Here is a 17,640-nt window from a genome sequence, read left to right on the forward strand (position 1 = left end):
TAGCGTGCAAAATAAAATACAATTAAAAGCATATGGAAAAATAAATTTGGGGTTGGATGTTATAAGAAAAAGAGAGGACGGATACCATGACCTTGATATGATTATGCAGACAGTCAATGTCTATGATGATATTATAATTACTAAGACAGAAAGCAGTAATGAAATCAGGGTTGTAACAGATAAAGAGGTGCTGTCAAACGGAAAAGATAATCTGGCATATATGGCAGCGAAAATGCTGTTTGACGAGTTCGCAATTACACAGGGAGTTGAGATTAGAATAAACAAACGCATTCCTATTGCAGGGGGAATGGCAGGAGGCAGTGCTGACTGTGCAGCCACATTAAAAGGAATTAATCAGATGTTTGCATTGGGACTTACGCAAAAAGAGTTAATGGAGCGTGGAGTGAAGTTAGGTGCAGATGTTCCGTATTGTGTTATGGGAGGTACTGCCATAGCAAGGGGGATAGGAGAAAAGCTTACACCTCTGCCGGCACCGCCGAAATGTCATGTGATTATTGCAAAGCCACCGGTGTCAGTGTCTACTGCTTATGTATATGGACGTATAAAACCGGACAGTATAAAGAAAAGACCTGATATAGAAAAAATGGCGGAATCAATAAGAAAACAGGATTTACCGAAACTGTCACAACTGTTAAATAATGTAATGGAGGATGTGACAGTTCCGGAGTATCCTATTATTCAGGAAATAAAGGATGTAATGCTGGAGGGAGGAGCGCTTAACTCGATTATGAGCGGCAGCGGTCCTACCGTATTTGGGCTATTTGATGATTTTCATAGTGCAAAATTGGTTATAAAACAATTAGAAGATAATAAATTGACAGAACAATTATATCTTACTGAGTTTGTAAATTAGTTTATCTTAATCTAAATATTTATTTAGAAATGTCAAATATTTAAAGCGGTATTTTACGATAGTTCCATATTCTTGATTTGTCATAGAGTCTTTAAGCAATTCTTTGGAAGAGTCTGGAACAACACCTGTAGAAGCGTCTACAAAACAGAGTGGAGGATAGAGTACACACCACCAATTATGTCCCTTACCTTCTCCGATAGATAGAGTATATGAAGTATATTCTCCTTTCGGAAACTCTATATCTCCATAGCTTTTCACAGGAAAATTTTGTTTGCCAAAGCTGGAATTTACTGAATAATCATATCCGAGTGAATGGATGGTATCAGTAGCCAGCTTTTTTATTTTGCTGTCATTTGCTGTGATAAAGGTTTTGGTTTCTTCTACAGAGTCAAAATCGCCTGTGCTTTTGTATATGTAATCAACGACTGTTTCCTTTACTTTCATTTTTAAGTTTTGGTCCTCATTTGTATCACTGTTTGCTAATACATGAAAGCGGATGGCACTTTTAGACAAATTATTCACAGCGGCAGTTTTTTCTAAATTTTTATAAGAAATAAATCCGGAAATACCTGTTATAAAAACTCCCAAAATAAGTATCATTTTTTTATATTTCATTTTAAATCTCCTTTGATTGTGTTGTATTTAGATTATTACCGCTAAAAATCTTTTTATACAATTCTATTGAAATATGAGGGTAATAAAGGTAAAATAAAGCCTAAGTAAAAGGAGGAAGATGTATTATGCATGTGGTGAATAATAATGCCCCCGTGGGAGTTTTTGATTCGGGTGTGGGAGGATTAACGGTTGCGAGAGAGATAACAAGGCAGCTTCCCAACGAGAGTATTGTATATTTTGGAGATACTGCGAGAGTACCCTATGGCAGTAAATCAAAGGATACAATCATAAGATATGCGAGACAAATAGTACGCTTCCTGAAAACGAAAGATGTAAAAGCGATTGTTGTAGCGTGTAATACCGCAAGTGCGTTTGCTTTGGATACGATAGAGCGGGAGCTTGATATACCGGTGATTGGTGTTGTAAAGCCCGGTGCAAAATCTGCTATCGAAAATACAAAAAATAAGCGTATAGGAATTATAGGCACAGAAGGAACCATTAAAAGTAAATTATACACCGAATATATCAGGGGGATAGACCCGGAAATTATTGTGATAGGAAAGGCATGTCCGCTTTTTTGTCCGCTTGTAGAAGAGGGTATGCTGCACGATGAGGTGACAGATGAGATTGCCAGGAGATATCTGGATGAATTAAAGGAACAGAGCATAGACAGTTTGATTCTTGGGTGTACACATTACCCGCTGCTTAGGAGTACAATTGGTAAAATTATGGGACCTGATGTTAATCTCGTGAATCCTGCATATGAGACGGCAATTAGTTTGGGAGAATTATTAACGCGAAATAATATAAGGGCAAGTATTAACGCAAATCCGACTTATGAATTTTTTGTCAGTGATGCGGCGGATAAATTTCAGAGTTTTGCAGATTCTATTATGCCTTTTGATGTGGATATGACAAATCAGATAAATATAGAGGAATATTAAAATGACAAATAACAATGTGATTGTAAAAATTTCGGGGTTACAGGTTGTAGAAAATACCGGGGATAGTGTAGAGATGATGGCGCCGGGAAAATATTATATGAGAAATAATAAACATTATGTAATTTATGATGATATTGATGAGGAGAGTGGCTCAAAGACGAAAAATACAATAAAGTTTAACGATACATGTGCAGAAGTTCTCAGAAAAGGTATTGTAAATGGAAGATTGAAATTTGCTAAAGGGGAAAACAATCAGTCGTTATATAGTACGCCTTTTGGGGATTTATTGGTGGAGGTTCTCACAAAGGACATTAATCTTATGGAGGAGGAAGAAAATGTAAATCTGAAAATTGATTATGAGTTATATGCGAATAACAGCAAGGTGTCAGATAGCAAAATTGAAATTGATATAAACAAAGTAACAGAGTAAAGGGAAAGATACAGATGAAGATAGCTATATGTGATGATGAGAAAAATATCTGTATAGAGCTTGAAGATTTGTTGACTAAAAATACAGAAGATAAAGGAATCATTTATGATATTGATATATTTGATTCAGGAAAAGCATTATGTAAGGAATTAAAAGAAACAAACTACGATTTGATTTTTTTAGATATTGAATTGCCGGATTTGGACGGAGTGAAAGTGGGGAAATTTATTCGAGAGAATTTGAGGAATGAAGCAGTTCAAATAGCTTATATTTCTTCTAAAAAGGAATATGCAATGGAATTGTTTGATTATAGACCAATTAATTTTCTGGTGAAACCGATATCAAAAGAAAGCATAGAGAAAGTTATAAATAAGTGTTTAACTGTAAACTCTCAAAAGCATTTTACTTTTTCATATAAAAAAGGCTGCGATTTTTATAAGGTTGAATTTTCAAAAATATTGTATTTTGAAAAGGACGGGAGAAGGATAAAAATTACAACAAAAGATAAAGAGGATATTTTTTACGGACGTATGGAGAAGGTATATGAGCAATTAGACGGTAAAGAATTTCTATTTATTCATAAATCGGTTATTGTAAATTATAATTATATTTCCCGGATGAAATATGAGAGCCTGATAATGATGGATGGGAAAGAGTTTTCCATAAGCCAGTCAAGAAGAAAAGAAATAAGAAAGAAATTTGCTATACTAAGGAAGAGAGAGGAAAAAGGTGTTTGATAATCTTATTATATTGATGACAAATGCGTTTGAGATATACATAATATATAAATTTTTGGGAACGGTGTGGGGAAAAGTATGTGTTAAGAGAAGAAATGCAGTTATACTATATGGTTTGGGATATTTTCTAACATCTATTGTAATGTTATTTGTATCGTATCCGATTATAAATTTGCTATCGTGCTTTATTTTGTTTTTACTAATCACGATGTGTTATAATGCGACTGTGTCTAAGAAAATAATTGTCTCAATTTTATGCTATATATTCCTATTTCTTTCGGAGGCAGTTGTAGCATTTATTGTTGGTTTATCTAATTATAGTGTGACAGAAAAAGCTGTGGATAATATTGATGTGGCAATACCTGTGATGAATGTGATTGTATTTGGTGTTCTGTTATTAGTTGTGGAGAGATTTATTAATCTATCATCGGATATTAAAATACCAAAATTGTTTACGGTAGCTATTGTATTGGTTTTGTTAACATCTGTAATTTTACTCACAATGGTCTTTCGTCAGAAGAACGTTAATTATGTATTTTCTATGATTTCCTTATCGTGTGTATTGATATCGAATTTTATAATTGTGTATCTATATGATTCGATTACAAGGCTGTTTGACGAGAGAACGAAAAGTGAGTTAATTAAGAGGGAGAGAACTTATTATCATAATCAGTCAGAGCTGTTACAGAAGAACTATGGTGATTTAAGAAAATTCAGACATGATTTAAATAATAAGATTATTGTAATAAAGCAGTTATTAGAGAAAAATAGAATAGAAGAATTAAATGAATATATAAGTGATTTGTCAGGGAAAATAGGTAAGACAGATACCTATTGTCAGAGTGGAAATGTTGCTGTAGACAGTATTGTGAATTATAAACTGAGTTTTGCCCATGAAAAGGGAATTGACATAAGAACAGATATATCAATTCCGCCGGATATTATAATTGAGAATGATGATATCGTAATTATTATCGGAAATTTGTTGGATAACGCAATAGAAGCAGCGGTCAAAACGAGTGAAAAAGGATATATATGTTTTCAGTTAAAGTTAAATAAAAATAGTATTTATATTAATGTAGAAAATAGCCATAGTAATAACTTTAATAAAGAGAAAGGGAAACTGACAACCACAAAAGAAGACAAGAAAATGCATGGTATAGGGTTAAAAAGTGTGGAGAGTGTTGTTGAAAAATACGAAGGTGTCATGGATGTATCATATAATGATGTAAAATTTGATGTTACTATTATAATATACAATAATTAGTTAGGGAAGCTTTTGAATTATTTTCAAGAGCTTCTTTTTGTTTAAGCGACGAGGAAAAAACAATAAATTGACATTTTTTTGCAGTAGAAACTGTAAGTTATTACAAAAGTATATATAAAATATTACAAGTATGATTATTGGAGAATAAAATGTGATATTGTTTATCTGCTGAAAGACTTAAGAGAAGGAGGAAATGATGATGAAAAAAGAAAAAAACATGTTTGATAAGTTTGTAGCAGATGTTGCATATACAACTGCAAGAAAAAATGTAAACGGAGTATGCGCATGGTTTTTCCACCAACCGGAATTACCAGGGGAATTGAAAAAACTTAAAAATACGGATGTTAAATAAAATATCAAAAATAGTCATTATAGGGTTAGTGAATAAAAAAATTGTAGAGTGTGATAAATGGGAAATATATTTCTACGGTATCAATTTACTGCTGACAGGATGCATTGATTTTATATCTATGATGTTGATAGGGATACTTTTCAATGAAGTGATAGAATGTCTGGTTTTTATTTTAATGTTTATACCATTAAGACAATATACAGGGGGATGTCATGCTTCTACACCCATAAAATGCTATATAAGTACGTTACTTATGATTACGATAGTGCTTTCAGTAATAGGAAATGTTAATTTTAGCTTTTCTGTTCTATCGGGTTTATTTATATTATCGGGGGTTATTATTTGGATATTATCGCCTGTTGCGGCGAAAAATAAACCGCTTGATGACATGGAAAAACGTATTTATAAGAAAAAAGTAGTTTCTATATGGGGAATCGAATTGATTGCAGCCATCATATGCATAATTATTAGAACGGAAAACTTAAGTGAATGTATTATGATGGCTCATGCAGTCATTGCAGTCGCGCTTGTTGTTGGGAAAGTGACAGAGAGAAAATAAGAGTTAAATCTACATAATAGGTTGGACAGGAATAAACGAACAGAGAAGGGAAATATGATGAACAAATTGAAAAAAATAGTAGCGGTGCTGATGGCGTTAATATTGTTAGGGGTACCAGGAAATAAAATATCAGGGGTTAAAGTGTTTGCTGCAGATAATACTTTGAAAATCTGTATGGGAGATAGTAATACAGCCAGACATCACAAAGCCGTTGCTCTGGGGGAGGAGACGGAAGAGTTACGTTTTGTTTTAAAAGAGGGAAGTGCAAAAAGCAGCAGTTATATAAGCAGTAATCCGTCATGTTTTAAAATTAAAAACACTACAGAGGGAAAATGTATTGTAGAGGCATTGGCAGAAGGCAGTGGATTGGTTATACTTACAGTAAAGACAAAAGAGGGGATAACTTACACAGAGAAATTATTTATATCGGTTTATACGAGAATTGGAAATAATATGGATAGAAAAAAGTAGGGAAGAAAAATGAAAAGATATTTTATTTTATTATGTTTCATAGCATGTTTACCATTTGGTTCAAAAAATGTGTTAGCTGATGGGGGAGATAATATAACTGAGGCAGTGTCAATAAGTGAAGAAACTACAATGATTCAGAATGATGAACAGAATCGAGAGGATGAGACAATTGAGCATCTTTTACATAAAGTAACGTTTATAGATAAAGAGCGTAATACTACAAATGTTGTAAATGTTCAACATAACAGAGTGGTAGAAAAATTAAGTGTTAGTCAAGATGAAATAAAATATAAAGGAAAGAAAAAGCAGAAATTTGTTTATTGGGCGATAAAAAAAGATGGAAAATTAACAAAGTATGACTTTACTCTTTTAATAACAAATGATATAAAATTATATGCTGTTTATGCAGTTGTAGATGAGCCTATAGAGAAAAATATTGCACAAAAAAAAGTAATATTTGATTCTCAAAATGGTAAACCAGCCCTAACTTTGTGGATTGATACAAAGAAAATTAATGAACCGGTTAACCCTGAAAAGAGGGGGTATATTTTTATTGGATGGTATACAAAGGTTAAGGAAGGAAAAAAATGGGATTTCAAAAAAGATGAAGCATACAGTCAATTAACTTTATATGCACACTGGAAAAAAATAAAATCTAATTCAAGTTATTATATTTCACCTAAAACAGGGTATGATTTTAAAAAAGTAATAGTTATATTCTTTTTAGGGTTATGTGGTACTGGAACAGCAACTTATAAAATTAAGAAAAAGGAGTAAGAAAAATGAGTTTCAGAAAAGGAATATTGTGTTGTTTTAGTATATTATTTATGGCAATAACTTGTCTAAGCTTTAACATAGTCACTTCTGCTAAAACTATAAAAAAAGAATCACCAAGAAATGTGACTGTAGTTAGGCATCAAAATAGAGAATTAAAAATTAAATGGAGTAAGGTCAAAGGAGCTGATGGTTATAGAGTTTATAGGTATAATAATAAAAAAAGAAAGTATGTAAATATAAAAACAATATATAGTAATCGAAAAACTAATTGGACAGATAAAAAATTAAAACTACATAAGGTTTATAAATATAGGGTAGCATCTTTTAAAATATATAATGGCAGGAAAAAAATAAGTAAAAAGTCTTATTGGGTAAGCGCTAGAACTTATGGAGATAAAAGTAAATTAGTCAATGCGGAACAGATTGATATTGTTGAAAACAATCCAATTTGTGTGGGGATTTGTAGTACAACAAAAATAGAAACTATAATACTTGCAGATAAAAATGTAAAAAATAAAAAGGCACGTCCTTTTTCCAAAAGAGTTAGATGGAAAAGCAGCGATAAGTCATTATTGCGTGTAAATAAAGATGGTAGAATAAGTTCTTTTGGGAAAGAAGGAAAATGCTATCTTTTTGTAATAGCACATAATGGAAAAATGAAAAAAGTAAAAATAAATATAATAAATTATGCAAATCCGAAAAGTTTTCCGAATTATAAGGGAAATAATGTTTATATTAATGATTTACTTATGAATTATCGAGAGCAGATTTGTAACATTGCAACGTATTTTACCAAATATGCGAAAGCGAAAACAAGTGGAATAATAAAGTGTGAAGAAAATGGCAACATTAATGGAATGCCACAAATAGAAAACATTTCAACAATAAAAGATGATATTGATAAGCTTTTAACAGAATTTCCGCTGGTGATGAAAATCTACTATTCAGACCAAGGGGTGAGATTTAGAATGAATTATGATGCAAGTGGCAATTCATATTGTGAAGTTACATATTCAAAATGGGATACTTGTGAAGATTCACCATTGAAAATAGCACCACATTGGATAGCAAAACAGTTTTTTGGGAAAAAATAAAAGTTTAATAAACTTAACAGAATAGTCGTATATAAAAAACCTCCGATGATAAACAGTCGTTTTATTATCGGAGATTTTTTATATACATCTTATTTTCTTCTAAATCTTTTTTTCTTCTTTGGTGGTTCATATACAGGACCACGGATTCTTTTAAAAGAAGTAATGTAGATACCACTAACAGTAGCCTTAATTTCCTGCTTTGGTAGAATCTGTTCATAGATTTTGGCATCAGCGATTAGATTCATTACTCTGGCACCGGCTTTTACTTTTACAATTGGTAATTTTGCACGTCTGGCATATTTAGGTGTCTGTTCTAAGACAATACTTGGGAGACCGGAATCTTTCAGTCGAAGTTTTTTCTTATCAATAACAAACAGGCTGATAGTCTGTGCGTTTTCTTTCATGACCTGCTCTTGTTCCGCTTGTTTTTTTTCTGCTTTTTTTCCGAAAAAATAAAGAACAATAACGGCAATCAATAAAACTGCGGCAATGACAATCAGAGTGATAGTCAATCCACTAAGTGCCACAAGTGGTGCAACATTATTTAAAATATTCATTATGTACCTCCATATTTTTTAGTAATCTTGTGATATTTTATCATTTAATAGTTGAATTTACAATAAAATATTGGAAGTAAAAATCACTTTTTCTTATATAATATCTGATATTTCTTTATGCACATGGTCAGAAATATTCCTAAGTTCATCTCTTGATAAATCGGAGGTATATATAGGTGTTCCGAAAGTGACAGTTACTTTTGCCGATTTTATGCGTGGAAACTGTCTTTCGAAGATATCTGAAGAACCGGTTATGCCGACAGGGATAATCGGACATTTTGATTTTGTGGCAATTTTAAATCCCCCGTCTTTAAATTCGTGTAGCTTTCCATCTTTAGAGCGGGTTCCCTCAGGAAAAAGAAAAATAGATACTCCGTTTTTTATCAAATCAGCAGCATCCAAAACAGACTTAAGTCCTTTTCTCGGGTCATCTCTATCTAAAAATATACAGTTTACAAAATACATCCACCAACTTAGGAATGGTATTTTTTTAATTTCTTTCTTTGCAATGAATCCGGTAGGGCGTTTCATCAGCGGATAAGTTACTATTATATCATATAAGCTGTTATGGTTTCCCACAAACAGGACAGCCTGGTCTTTTGGAATATTATCATATCCATTCACTTCTAATTTGACACCCGATATAATACAGACACATTTGAGACCAAAATTTACAAATGAAAGACTGCTTTTATTTCTTAAATCCATATTAAACTTTTCTATAATTAGTTCTGCTAATTGAATCGGCAATGAAATTAAAAAATAAATAATAAGAAATATAACAAGAATAATAAGACGAATCATAATAACCTCCCTAAAATAAGTCTTTTGTTCCCAGAAAATACAAATTAGTATCAAGTTTGTTTTACTTTGGTAATTGCTGTGATTGTTAAATTTACCACAGTCACCGGATTACCGGACTTTCTGGAAAATTTAACTACATAAGGTGTATCTTAACATATTATTGTAAATATTTGAATATTATGTTTGTTAAAAGTGTACAGAATGTCACGAAACATATTGTAAAAATTGTTAGAAAGGATAATAAAAATGTTTTTATTTATTGAACAAATATAGTCTTCGTGCTATACTCATTTTATATATTGAACGATAAAAGTTCGCATATAAGAGGAGGAAATAAAATGAAGGTATTAAAAAGAATTGCCGCATTAGCAGCTACAGTAGCACTTACAGTTGGTATGAGTGCAAACTGTTTTGCAGCAGGCACATGGGGACATTACATAGGTTTCTCTGAAGGAAATGTCTGGTATGAGGCATCAGAAGGTTCCTTTAAAGAAAACTCAGCAACAGGCTGGACAGCTACGATGGATACAATCGGCTGGGGCGGCGTTTGGGGATATCAGGTATTCCAGGATGGCGACTCAAAGGTCAGCATTAAAAAAGGTGAGCAGTATACACTGAAATGTACATTAAAGTCAAGTAAGTTAGATAAATGGGTTGTTATTAAGATTGCAACAAAGGATAACATTGCTTTTGCTAAATGGGTTAAAGTAAAGAAAGGAAGCAGCGTTACTGTAGATGAAACATTTACAGCAAAATGCGACGCAAATTCAATCTACTTCGGTTTAGGTGGAGACTTTGGTGATAGAGATGACGAAAAAGAACTCTATAAATGGGCTGAAGGCGGACAGAAATCTATCAGTGATGGAGATGGAGACGCAGCTGGAAAATCTACAGTTGTGACATGTAGTGATTATTCATTAGCAGCAGCAGGTGCAACGAATAATGAGCCGGCTACAAATGCAGGTACAAGCACAACAACACCGGCAAACAATAACTCATCTACAGTTGCTACAGGTGATTTTGAACCAATTGCATGTGCAGCAGCAGCAATTATTGCAGGTGCAGTTATCGTTGTTTTCGCAAGAAAAAGAGATGCTGAATAATTCTAAATAGAAATGTAGAAAAAAAGAACCTAGTTGTAGGTTCTTTTTTTTGTCCCCTTTTATCATATTCCCAATATCATGTATTTGTAATAAAAACGTTTCACAAAATATTGTGATTATGAATAAGTATACAAAAAAAGCTTGTGAAAAATAGTAAAATTATATGACAGCCATGCATTACACATTGTTAAAATATAACAAGAAAAAATAGACTAAAATCGTTTTTAACAGTTGATTTGTACATATGCTTGTGATAAAATCGTTTTAAGAATATCACTATGTGGATTCTAATGTAGGTGAATAAATTTTTTCAAAATGAAGGAGGATGTTAGAATGAAAAAATTAGGCCGTAAAGCATTAGCTTTAACCTTATCATTGACACTTGGTGCGTCAATGGTATTAACAGGATGTGGTGATTCCGATAAGAAAGGCTCAGATAAGAAGAGCGGAGACGATTTAGGAATTACAACAGGATTAGCAAAAGATACAACTGGAGAAGTATCTATTATGGTATGGTCTGGTGATGGAGAATATTATGAGGATATCGGAAATCCTGACAGCGCGGCAGGTAAGAAGTTATCGGACCCTAAGAAGATTGTTGCAAGTAATGTAGCACAGGTTTATGCAGTGGCACAGAAATTCCACGAGTCATATCCGAACATTAAAATTAATCTTTGGTCAAAAGTCGGTGACCCTGACCAGTACAACACATCACCTTGGGAGCAGGAAATGGAAAACTTCCAGGCTAAGTACGGAAAGTATCCGGATATCTGGGGTTCAACAAATGTGACAAACGATATTAAAAAAGGCTTAGTTGCCGATTTGTCTGTTTATAAAGACGACGAAACATACAAGAAATATAATCAGTCACTCATGAATAATCTTAATTATTATGGATTTCAGGCAGGTCTTCCATCATATACGATTCCGGGTGGTATCTGGATTAATAAAGCGTTAGCTGAGGACAATAATATTAACGTTCCAAAGGCTGACTGGACAATTGACGAATATACACGTTTTGTATCAAAGGCTGATGGAAAGTCATTCTGGGGTTCCAAAGGTACTCCTGTAAATATTGTTAACCTTGGTACGAACACAATTAACAAAATGATTACAGAAAATAATAAGGTTGATTTGAACAGTGACGAAGTAAAATCACTTTTGAAATATTTCCCTAAGTGGGCTGAAAAATCAATTGACGTAGCAGCAGGCGCAGGAAATATTACAAAGGATATTGTAAAAGAATGTTCAGCATATAGCTGGTACTATTTCACAAACAACAGAGCATTGGTTAACTTTGAAGACCCTTGGTTCCTTACAGCAGGTGCTGATGAATCAGCAAAGGATAGCGATGCATACATCAAATCATCTGATTGGGATATTTACCCATATCCATCAACAGATTACTGTGAGAATACTATTAAATTAATTATGGATCCAATTTGTCTTCATAATTATGCATTAGACGATAAGAATGCTGAGTGGAGTGATGAAGAAAAGGCTAAACTCGATGTTACATACACATTTGCTTCATTCTGGACAGCAAGTACAGCTGCAAGAAAGGCAGTATTCGACCAGCAGTGGTCAGATAATGGACAGTTGAAATCAGCAGCAGGAGATTCATTCCCAGTGGTATCCGGAGATGATTATGACGCACAGATGGAAATCTGGAACAGCCTTGACGCTCATAAGGTATATAAAGACAAAGAAGGTTTCCAGGAAGTGCTTAAGATTTGGCAGGATGGAAAGACATGGGATTACATTGACAAGTGCTGGACGAGTACAATTTCAGAAAACGGAGATACAACCAATACACTTTACGAATGGGTTAACTGTGGTCAGGAAGAAGTTGCAGGCGCATGGTTTACTGATAAGGACTGGGCAGATAATGTTAAGTCAAGATTGGCAGACTGGAATGAGACATGCAACAAACGTATCGATACTGCACAGTCACAGTTGAAAGACGCTTTAAAAGAATATTATGGATTTAAGGACGCAGACTTTAAATAATCGTAACTTATAATCAATCACATAAGTAATTGCGGAACTACCCAAATAGTAGTTCCGCTTTTATAACAAGGGAAAGGACAACAATGAAAAGAAAAATTATTACTATTGTAATCGCTATAGTGTGTGTCATTGTTGCGGCTGTGTGTCTTAATCAGTTTGTTTTTAAGACAGAAGTAACACATATTAAAGATGCAGATAGTCAAAAATTAGAAAAGGCATATGATTTGCTGGCAAACGCCTATCTCGATGATGGAGAAAAACCGGAGACTTATTATACCGATTTCATTAAAAATAATACAGATATCGGAGAGGGAAATCATCAGGCAGTTTTAAAAAACGGCGGTGATGTGAATACTTATTTTGACAGGAAGAAAAAAGAGGATGCAAATGACACTACACCTGAATCTGTAAAAGATTACGATTCAAATATTATTGAGTTGGGATATACAGAATCGGCAGAATATAAAGTAAATGTAGAAAAAGCAGGATTGTATTATCTAAATATTGATTACATATCCGTTGGAGAGTCCTTGTCGGATTACACGGTGAGCCTTATGGTTAACGGAAAGCAGCAGTATTCAGAGATGAATACAATTGCACTTCCTATTTTGTGGGCTGATGAGGATAAAAATACATATGTGGGAAGCAAGCAAAAGAAAGAATTTCCGTTAGACAGTTATGGAGATGAGATGGCTCCAAGTCAGAACAGGATTCAGGAATGGACGAATACATATTTGTTTGATAATACATATGTATCGAGTAAACCATTATGTTTTTATTTAGAAAAAGGTGTGAATACGATATCTGTTAAGAATGTATCTTCAGGCGGTTTGGCACTTGGAAAATTAGAAGCCAGAGAAGCAAAGACAAATGTAGCGTCGTATGAAGAATATGCCGCACAACATAAAGATGCAAAGCTTGTCACCGATAAAGAGGATGCGTTGGAGATAGATGCAGTTTATTATACACAGAAAAATTCAACAGATGCCGTATATGGTACGGAAACAAAAACTTCACTTACAAGATTCAACATAGATCATGAAAAGTTAAATACATTACAGTGGAATGCAGCGGGTATTGAGATTTTATATACATTTGAAGTAAAGAAAACCGGCAATTATAATATAGCATTCCATTACGATAACGGAAAAAAAGAGTTCCAGTCGTTTGAAACTATAAAAATAGATGGAGAGGTTCCGTTTGCAGAGTTATATAACTATGCGTTTGAACCGGTATCATCAGGTTATGAAAACATGACCCTGGCTGACAAAGATGGAAATAATTTTAATTTCTACCTGACAGAAGGTAAGCATACGATTTCCATTAAGCAGGAAAACGAGCCTGTAATGGAAGCATACAGAAATGCACTTCTTTTACAGCAGCATATAACAGATTTTCAGTTAGAGATTACTAAGATTACAGGTAGTGATGTAGATACGGAAAGAAACTGGAAAATGACAAGATATATTCCGGAAATACCTGACTATTTAGAAGCTTATGAGACAATGATTCAGCATATCAGATTTTTATTGCAGGATTATTCACCGAATGGTAATTCAGGCGCTATCTTAGCATATCTTGATGAAGCACAGCAGTTTATTAAGGATATGAAAAAATATCCGGATGAAATCGCACTTCACACAGCGGATTTGACGGGAGCAGACAACTCTATTCTGGTATCACTCAGTAATTTTACTACAGAAATTACATCTAATGAGTTTATATTAGATAGAATTTATATTTACGGTGATGAGGAGCAGTTGCAAAAGGCAAATCCTTCTTTGGCAAGCTCGATGTGGACATCTGTCAGAACCCTGGTAAATACGTTTACATCCGAAAAATATGCGACAGGTGCGCAACAGGATGAAGGTACACTTACGATTTGGGTAAACAGGGCAATCACACATGTTGATTTACTTCAGAAGATGGCGGATACAGAGTTTGTTCCTTATTATAAAGAAAAGACAGGAAAAGATATTAAAGTAAAAGTTTCAACAATGCCGGATGTTAATAAGCTGACTTTAGCGATTGCGGCAGATGAAACACCGGATATTGCGTTGGGTCTTATGTCATATGTACCATTCGACCTGTCAAGTCGTGGAGCTTTGTATGATTTGAGCAAGTTCGACGATTTCTGGACGGTAGCAAGAAGATTCCCGACAGGTTCTTTTGTATCGTATGTATATAATGAAGGAATGTATGCGATACCTGAGACAACAGATTTTAATGCAGTTGTCTACAGAACGGACATTTTTGATAATTTAGGGTTAAAAGTTCCTGATACATGGCAGGATTTGATTGATATTCTTCCAACGCTTCAGAGATACGGAATGAATTTCTATCACAATATTGCCAATGGACAGACAGGATACAAGTGGTTCTATCAGACATCACCGATGGCTTTACAGAATGGTGGAGAATTATATGTACAGGATGAAAATGGCCTTGTAAAAACAGGTATTGATTCAAAGCAGGCCGTAAAAGGACTCTCATTACTCGGAGATTTATTTACAAAATATTCCCTTGAAACATCCGTACAGACCTTCTTTAACTCTTTTAGATATTCAGTAAATCCTATTGGTATTATCGGTATGGAAGATTATACGCTCATTAAAAACGGTGCAAAAGAATTGGATGGTAAGTGGGCAATCTCAAAATACCTCGGAACGGAGCAGGAAGATGGAACTGTTAACAGAACTTTCGTAGCCAATGGTACAGGTGGAGTTATTTTCAAGGATTCCGATAAGAAAGATGAAGCTTGGGAGTTTTTGAAATGGTGGACGAGTAAAAAAGTCCAGACGGAATACACATATACACTTCGTTCTACCTATGGAAAGACATTTTTCTGGTTATCAGCAAACAGGGCAGCTTTAGATAATAATCCTATGGACGAAGCGGATAAGAAGATTATTACAGAGCAGATTGATTATGTGACAGACGTCACAAGAACACCTGGTCAGTATCTGCTTGAGAGAACAATCTCAAACATCTGGACTACAATGGTATTTGATGGTACTGTAGGTCAGGTTGCAGTTGATGAAGCGAAGAATGAGGTTAATAAAGAAATTGTTCGTAAAATGCAGGAACTTGGATATTATGATGAAGATGGAAAGATGGTTAAAAAGTTCAAGCTTCGAGGATACGATTGGATTAAAGAAAATCAGGAAAATGCGAAAGCGAATCCGGAAGAGGAGGTAAATGCGAATGAGTAGTGCAGCTGTGGCAACAAAGGCGGCAAAAAATAAAAGCAGTAAAAAGTTTACACAAACTGAAGGATTTCATTCATTTATGCTTTTACTTCCGTATGGATTGTTGTTTTTTACGTTTATTTTATTACCTATTGTAATTGCGATAGGATTGTCCTTTACCTATTTTGATGTTATTAATACACCATCATTTGCGGGAATGACAAACTATATTACGCTTATTACCGGTGACGAAGTGTTTATGAAGTATGTACTTCCAAACACTGTTCTCTACGCTTTGGTAGTAGGTGTAGGCGGATATATATTATCATTTATTATGGCGTGGATTCTTGCACAGGTGACACCGAGAGCGAGAACCTTATATGCGCTGGCGATGTATACCCCTTCTATGGCAGGCCAGGTTATGATTCAGGTTGTTTGGAAGACTATCTTTTCGGGTGACCAGTCCGGTCTTGCAAATTCATTCTTGCAAAGAATGGGATTTATTAATCAACCGATACAGTGGTTGATATCCTCCGATTACTTTATGGTTATTATGATATTTATATCATTGTGGTCATCTATGGGTATTGGATTTTTGTCCATGCTTTCGGGTATTATGAATATCGACCAGGAGTTGTATGAGGCGGCATATGTAGATGGAATTAAGAATAGAGCACAGGAAATAATATATATTACTGTTCCATCCATGAAACCGCAGATGTTATTCGGTGCAGTTATGTCCATCGTAAATGCATTTAACATGGGCTGGATTGGTGTAGCGCTTGCAGGTGCAAACCCAACACCGGGTTATTCAGGACAGTTAATTGCGAACCATATTGAGGATTTCGCATTTGTGCGATATGAGATGGGTTATGCAGCGGCAGTTTCTGTTGCTCTTCTCTGTCTGGTATGGGTGTGCAGTAAGGTAGCAAACGTATTGTTTACAGAAAAAGATGAATATTAGAAAGGAGTGTAAATAAATGGCAAATTTTCAAGGTAATAGAATTAATCCTTCAAGATTTTCTAAAGGACAGTTAAAGTTCCACGCTATTGCATTTCCTTTATCAATAATCATGATAATTCCTGTAATATTTACGATATGCAATGCGTTTAAACCGCTTGGTGAGTTGTTCAAATTTCCACCGACGATTTTGGTACATAACCCAACATTGGATAACTTTAAAAACCTTATGAACTTAGCGGGTTCTACAGGTATTCCAATGTCAAGATATTTCTTAAATTCGATGATTGTCACAATACTTACTGTCGTATTGAACTTGCTTATTACAATTATGGCAGCCTATGTATTTTCAAAGAAAAAATTTAAGATAAAAGGTGCTTTATGGGAAGTAAACCAGATGGCTCTTATGTTCGTAGCCACAGCGGTAGCAATTCCAAGATATTTGATTATTGTAAATATAGGTGCATATAATACTTGGTTTGCACATATACTTCCGCTGATTGCAATGCCGGTTGGATTGTTCTTAGTAAAACAGTTCGTAGACGGTATACCGGATGCCTTGATTGAGGCGGCAGTAGTAGATGGCGCAGGTGATATAACTATTCTTAGAAAGGTAATTATCCCTCTTACAAAACCGGCATTAGCGACATCTGTTGTTCTTACATTCCAGCAGGTATGGCAGAATGTAGAGACATCTAATAACTATATAACAAACGAAACCTTAAGAACTTTAACATACTATTGTACCTCGATTGGTGTAAATAACGCAGTGGCAGCGGCAGGTATGGTGGCAGCATCATCTTTGATTCTGTTTCTTCCAAACCTTATAATATTCATATGTATGCAGTCAAAGGTTATGAACACAATGGCAAGTTCAGGTATCAAGTAAGGAGGCAG

The 17,640-nt window shown here is 34.3% G+C and carries 18 protein-coding genes; 15 read left to right on the top strand and 3 right to left on the bottom strand.

Annotated elements, in window-relative coordinates; all coding sequences use genetic code 11:
• Positions 1 to 4 precede the first annotated feature (4 nt).
• A complete protein-coding gene (ispE, locus tag Q5O86_RS07190; protein WP_302626461.1) occupies positions 5 to 874 on the top strand; it encodes a 4-(cytidine 5'-diphospho)-2-C-methyl-D-erythritol kinase in 870 nt (289 codons plus the stop codon).
• 6 nt (positions 875 to 880) lie between these two features.
• Here the strand turns inward: ispE and spoIIR are convergent, their stop codons facing one another.
• Positions 881 to 1,489 (bottom strand): stage II sporulation protein R, encoded by a 609-nt coding sequence (gene spoIIR, locus Q5O86_RS07195; RefSeq protein WP_302626462.1) that lies wholly within the window; start codon positions 1,487 to 1,489, stop codon positions 881 to 883.
• Positions 1,490 to 1,614: 125 nt separating this feature from the next.
• On the opposite strand from spoIIR, the gene murI reads away from it, so the two are divergent.
• The 9 genes from murI to Q5O86_RS07240 all read left to right on the top strand — a co-directional run bounded on the left by murI (position 1,615) and on the right by Q5O86_RS07240 (position 8,120).
• Positions 1,615 to 2,433, top strand: a complete 819-nt coding sequence (murI, locus tag Q5O86_RS07200; protein ID WP_302626463.1) for a glutamate racemase — start codon at positions 1,615 to 1,617, stop codon at positions 2,431 to 2,433.
• Between the two features lies 1 nt (position 2,434).
• A complete protein-coding gene (locus Q5O86_RS07205; RefSeq protein ID WP_302626464.1) occupies positions 2,435 to 2,863 on the top strand; it encodes a DUF1934 domain-containing protein in 429 nt (142 codons plus the stop codon).
• Between the two features lie 14 nt (positions 2,864 to 2,877).
• Positions 2,878 to 3,600 carry a LytTR family DNA-binding domain-containing protein gene (locus Q5O86_RS07210; RefSeq protein WP_302626465.1) on the top strand — a complete coding sequence of 241 codons (723 nt, stop codon included), beginning with the start codon at positions 2,878 to 2,880 and terminating at the stop codon, positions 3,598 to 3,600.
• Positions 3,593 to 4,867, top strand: coding sequence for a sensor histidine kinase (locus Q5O86_RS07215; protein ID WP_302626466.1), 1,275 nt, complete (start codon positions 3,593 to 3,595; stop codon positions 4,865 to 4,867). Before Q5O86_RS07210 ends, Q5O86_RS07215 begins: the two co-directional genes overlap by 8 nt.
• Positions 4,868 to 5,063: 196 nt before the next feature.
• A complete protein-coding gene (locus tag Q5O86_RS07220) occupies positions 5,064 to 5,219 on the top strand; it encodes a cyclic lactone autoinducer peptide (protein ID WP_302626467.1) in 156 nt (51 codons plus the stop codon).
• A gap of 28 nt (positions 5,220 to 5,247) precedes the next feature.
• Positions 5,248 to 5,778, top strand: coding sequence for an accessory gene regulator B family protein (locus tag Q5O86_RS07225; protein ID WP_302626468.1), 531 nt, complete (start codon positions 5,248 to 5,250; stop codon positions 5,776 to 5,778).
• A 54-nt stretch (positions 5,779 to 5,832) separates the two neighbouring features.
• Positions 5,833 to 6,249 carry a hypothetical protein gene (locus tag Q5O86_RS07230; protein WP_302626469.1) on the top strand — a complete coding sequence of 139 codons (417 nt, stop codon included), beginning with the start codon at positions 5,833 to 5,835 and terminating at the stop codon, positions 6,247 to 6,249.
• A 9-nt stretch (positions 6,250 to 6,258) separates the two neighbouring features.
• Complete coding sequence (locus tag Q5O86_RS07235; RefSeq protein WP_302626470.1) at positions 6,259 to 7,026, top strand: InlB B-repeat-containing protein; 768 nt, start codon at positions 6,259 to 6,261, stop codon at positions 7,024 to 7,026.
• 5 nt (positions 7,027 to 7,031) lie between these two features.
• Positions 7,032 to 8,120 carry a hypothetical protein gene (locus tag Q5O86_RS07240; protein ID WP_302626471.1) on the top strand — a complete coding sequence of 363 codons (1,089 nt, stop codon included), beginning with the start codon at positions 7,032 to 7,034 and terminating at the stop codon, positions 8,118 to 8,120.
• 89 nt (positions 8,121 to 8,209) lie between these two features.
• Here the strand turns inward: Q5O86_RS07240 and Q5O86_RS07245 are convergent, their stop codons facing one another.
• Together Q5O86_RS07245 and Q5O86_RS07250 are read right to left on the bottom strand one after the other, a co-directional pair.
• Positions 8,210 to 8,677, bottom strand: a complete 468-nt coding sequence (locus Q5O86_RS07245; RefSeq protein WP_302626472.1) for a hypothetical protein — start codon at positions 8,675 to 8,677, stop codon at positions 8,210 to 8,212.
• Between the two features lie 93 nt (positions 8,678 to 8,770).
• The gene (locus tag Q5O86_RS07250) at positions 8,771 to 9,481 is read right to left on the bottom strand and encodes a 1-acyl-sn-glycerol-3-phosphate acyltransferase (RefSeq protein WP_302626473.1); all 711 of its coding nucleotides are present in this window, start codon (positions 9,479 to 9,481) and stop codon (positions 8,771 to 8,773) included.
• Positions 9,482 to 9,819: 338 nt separating this feature from the next.
• On the opposite strand from Q5O86_RS07250, the gene Q5O86_RS07255 reads away from it, so the two are divergent.
• The 5 genes from Q5O86_RS07255 to Q5O86_RS07275 all read left to right on the top strand — a co-directional run bounded on the left by Q5O86_RS07255 (position 9,820) and on the right by Q5O86_RS07275 (position 17,632).
• A complete protein-coding gene (locus Q5O86_RS07255) occupies positions 9,820 to 10,584 on the top strand; it encodes a hypothetical protein (protein WP_302626474.1) in 765 nt (254 codons plus the stop codon).
• A gap of 333 nt (positions 10,585 to 10,917) precedes the next feature.
• The gene (locus Q5O86_RS07260; protein ID WP_302626475.1) at positions 10,918 to 12,594 is read left to right on the top strand and encodes an ABC transporter substrate-binding protein; all 1,677 of its coding nucleotides are present in this window, start codon (positions 10,918 to 10,920) and stop codon (positions 12,592 to 12,594) included.
• Between the two features lie 83 nt (positions 12,595 to 12,677).
• Positions 12,678 to 15,806, top strand: a complete 3,129-nt coding sequence (locus Q5O86_RS07265; RefSeq protein ID WP_302626476.1) for an extracellular solute-binding protein — start codon at positions 12,678 to 12,680, stop codon at positions 15,804 to 15,806.
• On the top strand, positions 15,799 to 16,746 hold the full coding sequence (locus tag Q5O86_RS07270; protein ID WP_302626477.1) for a carbohydrate ABC transporter permease: 948 nt from the start codon (positions 15,799 to 15,801) through the stop codon (positions 16,744 to 16,746). Before Q5O86_RS07265 ends, Q5O86_RS07270 begins: the two co-directional genes overlap by 8 nt.
• A 16-nt stretch (positions 16,747 to 16,762) precedes the next feature.
• On the top strand, positions 16,763 to 17,632 hold the full coding sequence (locus Q5O86_RS07275) for a carbohydrate ABC transporter permease (RefSeq protein ID WP_302626478.1): 870 nt from the start codon (positions 16,763 to 16,765) through the stop codon (positions 17,630 to 17,632).
• Positions 17,633 to 17,640 lie beyond the last annotated feature (8 nt).

The sequence above is a fragment of the uncultured Eubacterium sp. genome (assembly GCF_937958975.1).
In the GTDB taxonomy this organism is placed as follows: Bacteria; Bacillota; Clostridia; order Lachnospirales; family Lachnospiraceae; genus Eubacterium_G.

Bases quoted from the DNA above. Each gene is read 5' to 3' on its own strand.
- spoIIR (WP_302626462.1), bottom strand. From the start codon at position 1,489: ATGAAATATAAAAAAATGATACTTATTTTGGGAGTTTTTATAACAGGT.
- murI (WP_302626463.1), top strand. From the start codon at position 1,615: ATGCATGTGGTGAATAATAATGCCCCCGTGGGAGTTTTTGATTCGGGT.
- Q5O86_RS07205 (WP_302626464.1), top strand. From the start codon at position 2,435: ATGACAAATAACAATGTGATTGTAAAAATTTCGGGGTTACAGGTTGTA.
- Q5O86_RS07210 (WP_302626465.1), top strand. From the start codon at position 2,878: ATGAAGATAGCTATATGTGATGATGAGAAAAATATCTGTATAGAGCTT.
- Q5O86_RS07220 (WP_302626467.1), top strand. From the start codon at position 5,064: ATGATGAAAAAAGAAAAAAACATGTTTGATAAGTTTGTAGCAGATGTT.
- Q5O86_RS07230 (WP_302626469.1), top strand. From the start codon at position 5,833: ATGATGAACAAATTGAAAAAAATAGTAGCGGTGCTGATGGCGTTAATA.
- Q5O86_RS07235 (WP_302626470.1), top strand. From the start codon at position 6,259: ATGAAAAGATATTTTATTTTATTATGTTTCATAGCATGTTTACCATTT.
- Q5O86_RS07240 (WP_302626471.1), top strand. From the start codon at position 7,032: ATGAGTTTCAGAAAAGGAATATTGTGTTGTTTTAGTATATTATTTATG.
- Q5O86_RS07245 (WP_302626472.1), bottom strand. From the start codon at position 8,677: ATGAATATTTTAAATAATGTTGCACCACTTGTGGCACTTAGTGGATTG.
- Q5O86_RS07250 (WP_302626473.1), bottom strand. From the start codon at position 9,481: ATGATTCGTCTTATTATTCTTGTTATATTTCTTATTATTTATTTTTTA.
- Q5O86_RS07255 (WP_302626474.1), top strand. From the start codon at position 9,820: ATGAAGGTATTAAAAAGAATTGCCGCATTAGCAGCTACAGTAGCACTT.
- Q5O86_RS07260 (WP_302626475.1), top strand. From the start codon at position 10,918: ATGAAAAAATTAGGCCGTAAAGCATTAGCTTTAACCTTATCATTGACA.
- Q5O86_RS07265 (WP_302626476.1), top strand. From the start codon at position 12,678: ATGAAAAGAAAAATTATTACTATTGTAATCGCTATAGTGTGTGTCATT.
- Q5O86_RS07270 (WP_302626477.1), top strand. From the start codon at position 15,799: ATGAGTAGTGCAGCTGTGGCAACAAAGGCGGCAAAAAATAAAAGCAGT.
- Q5O86_RS07275 (WP_302626478.1), top strand. From the start codon at position 16,763: ATGGCAAATTTTCAAGGTAATAGAATTAATCCTTCAAGATTTTCTAAA.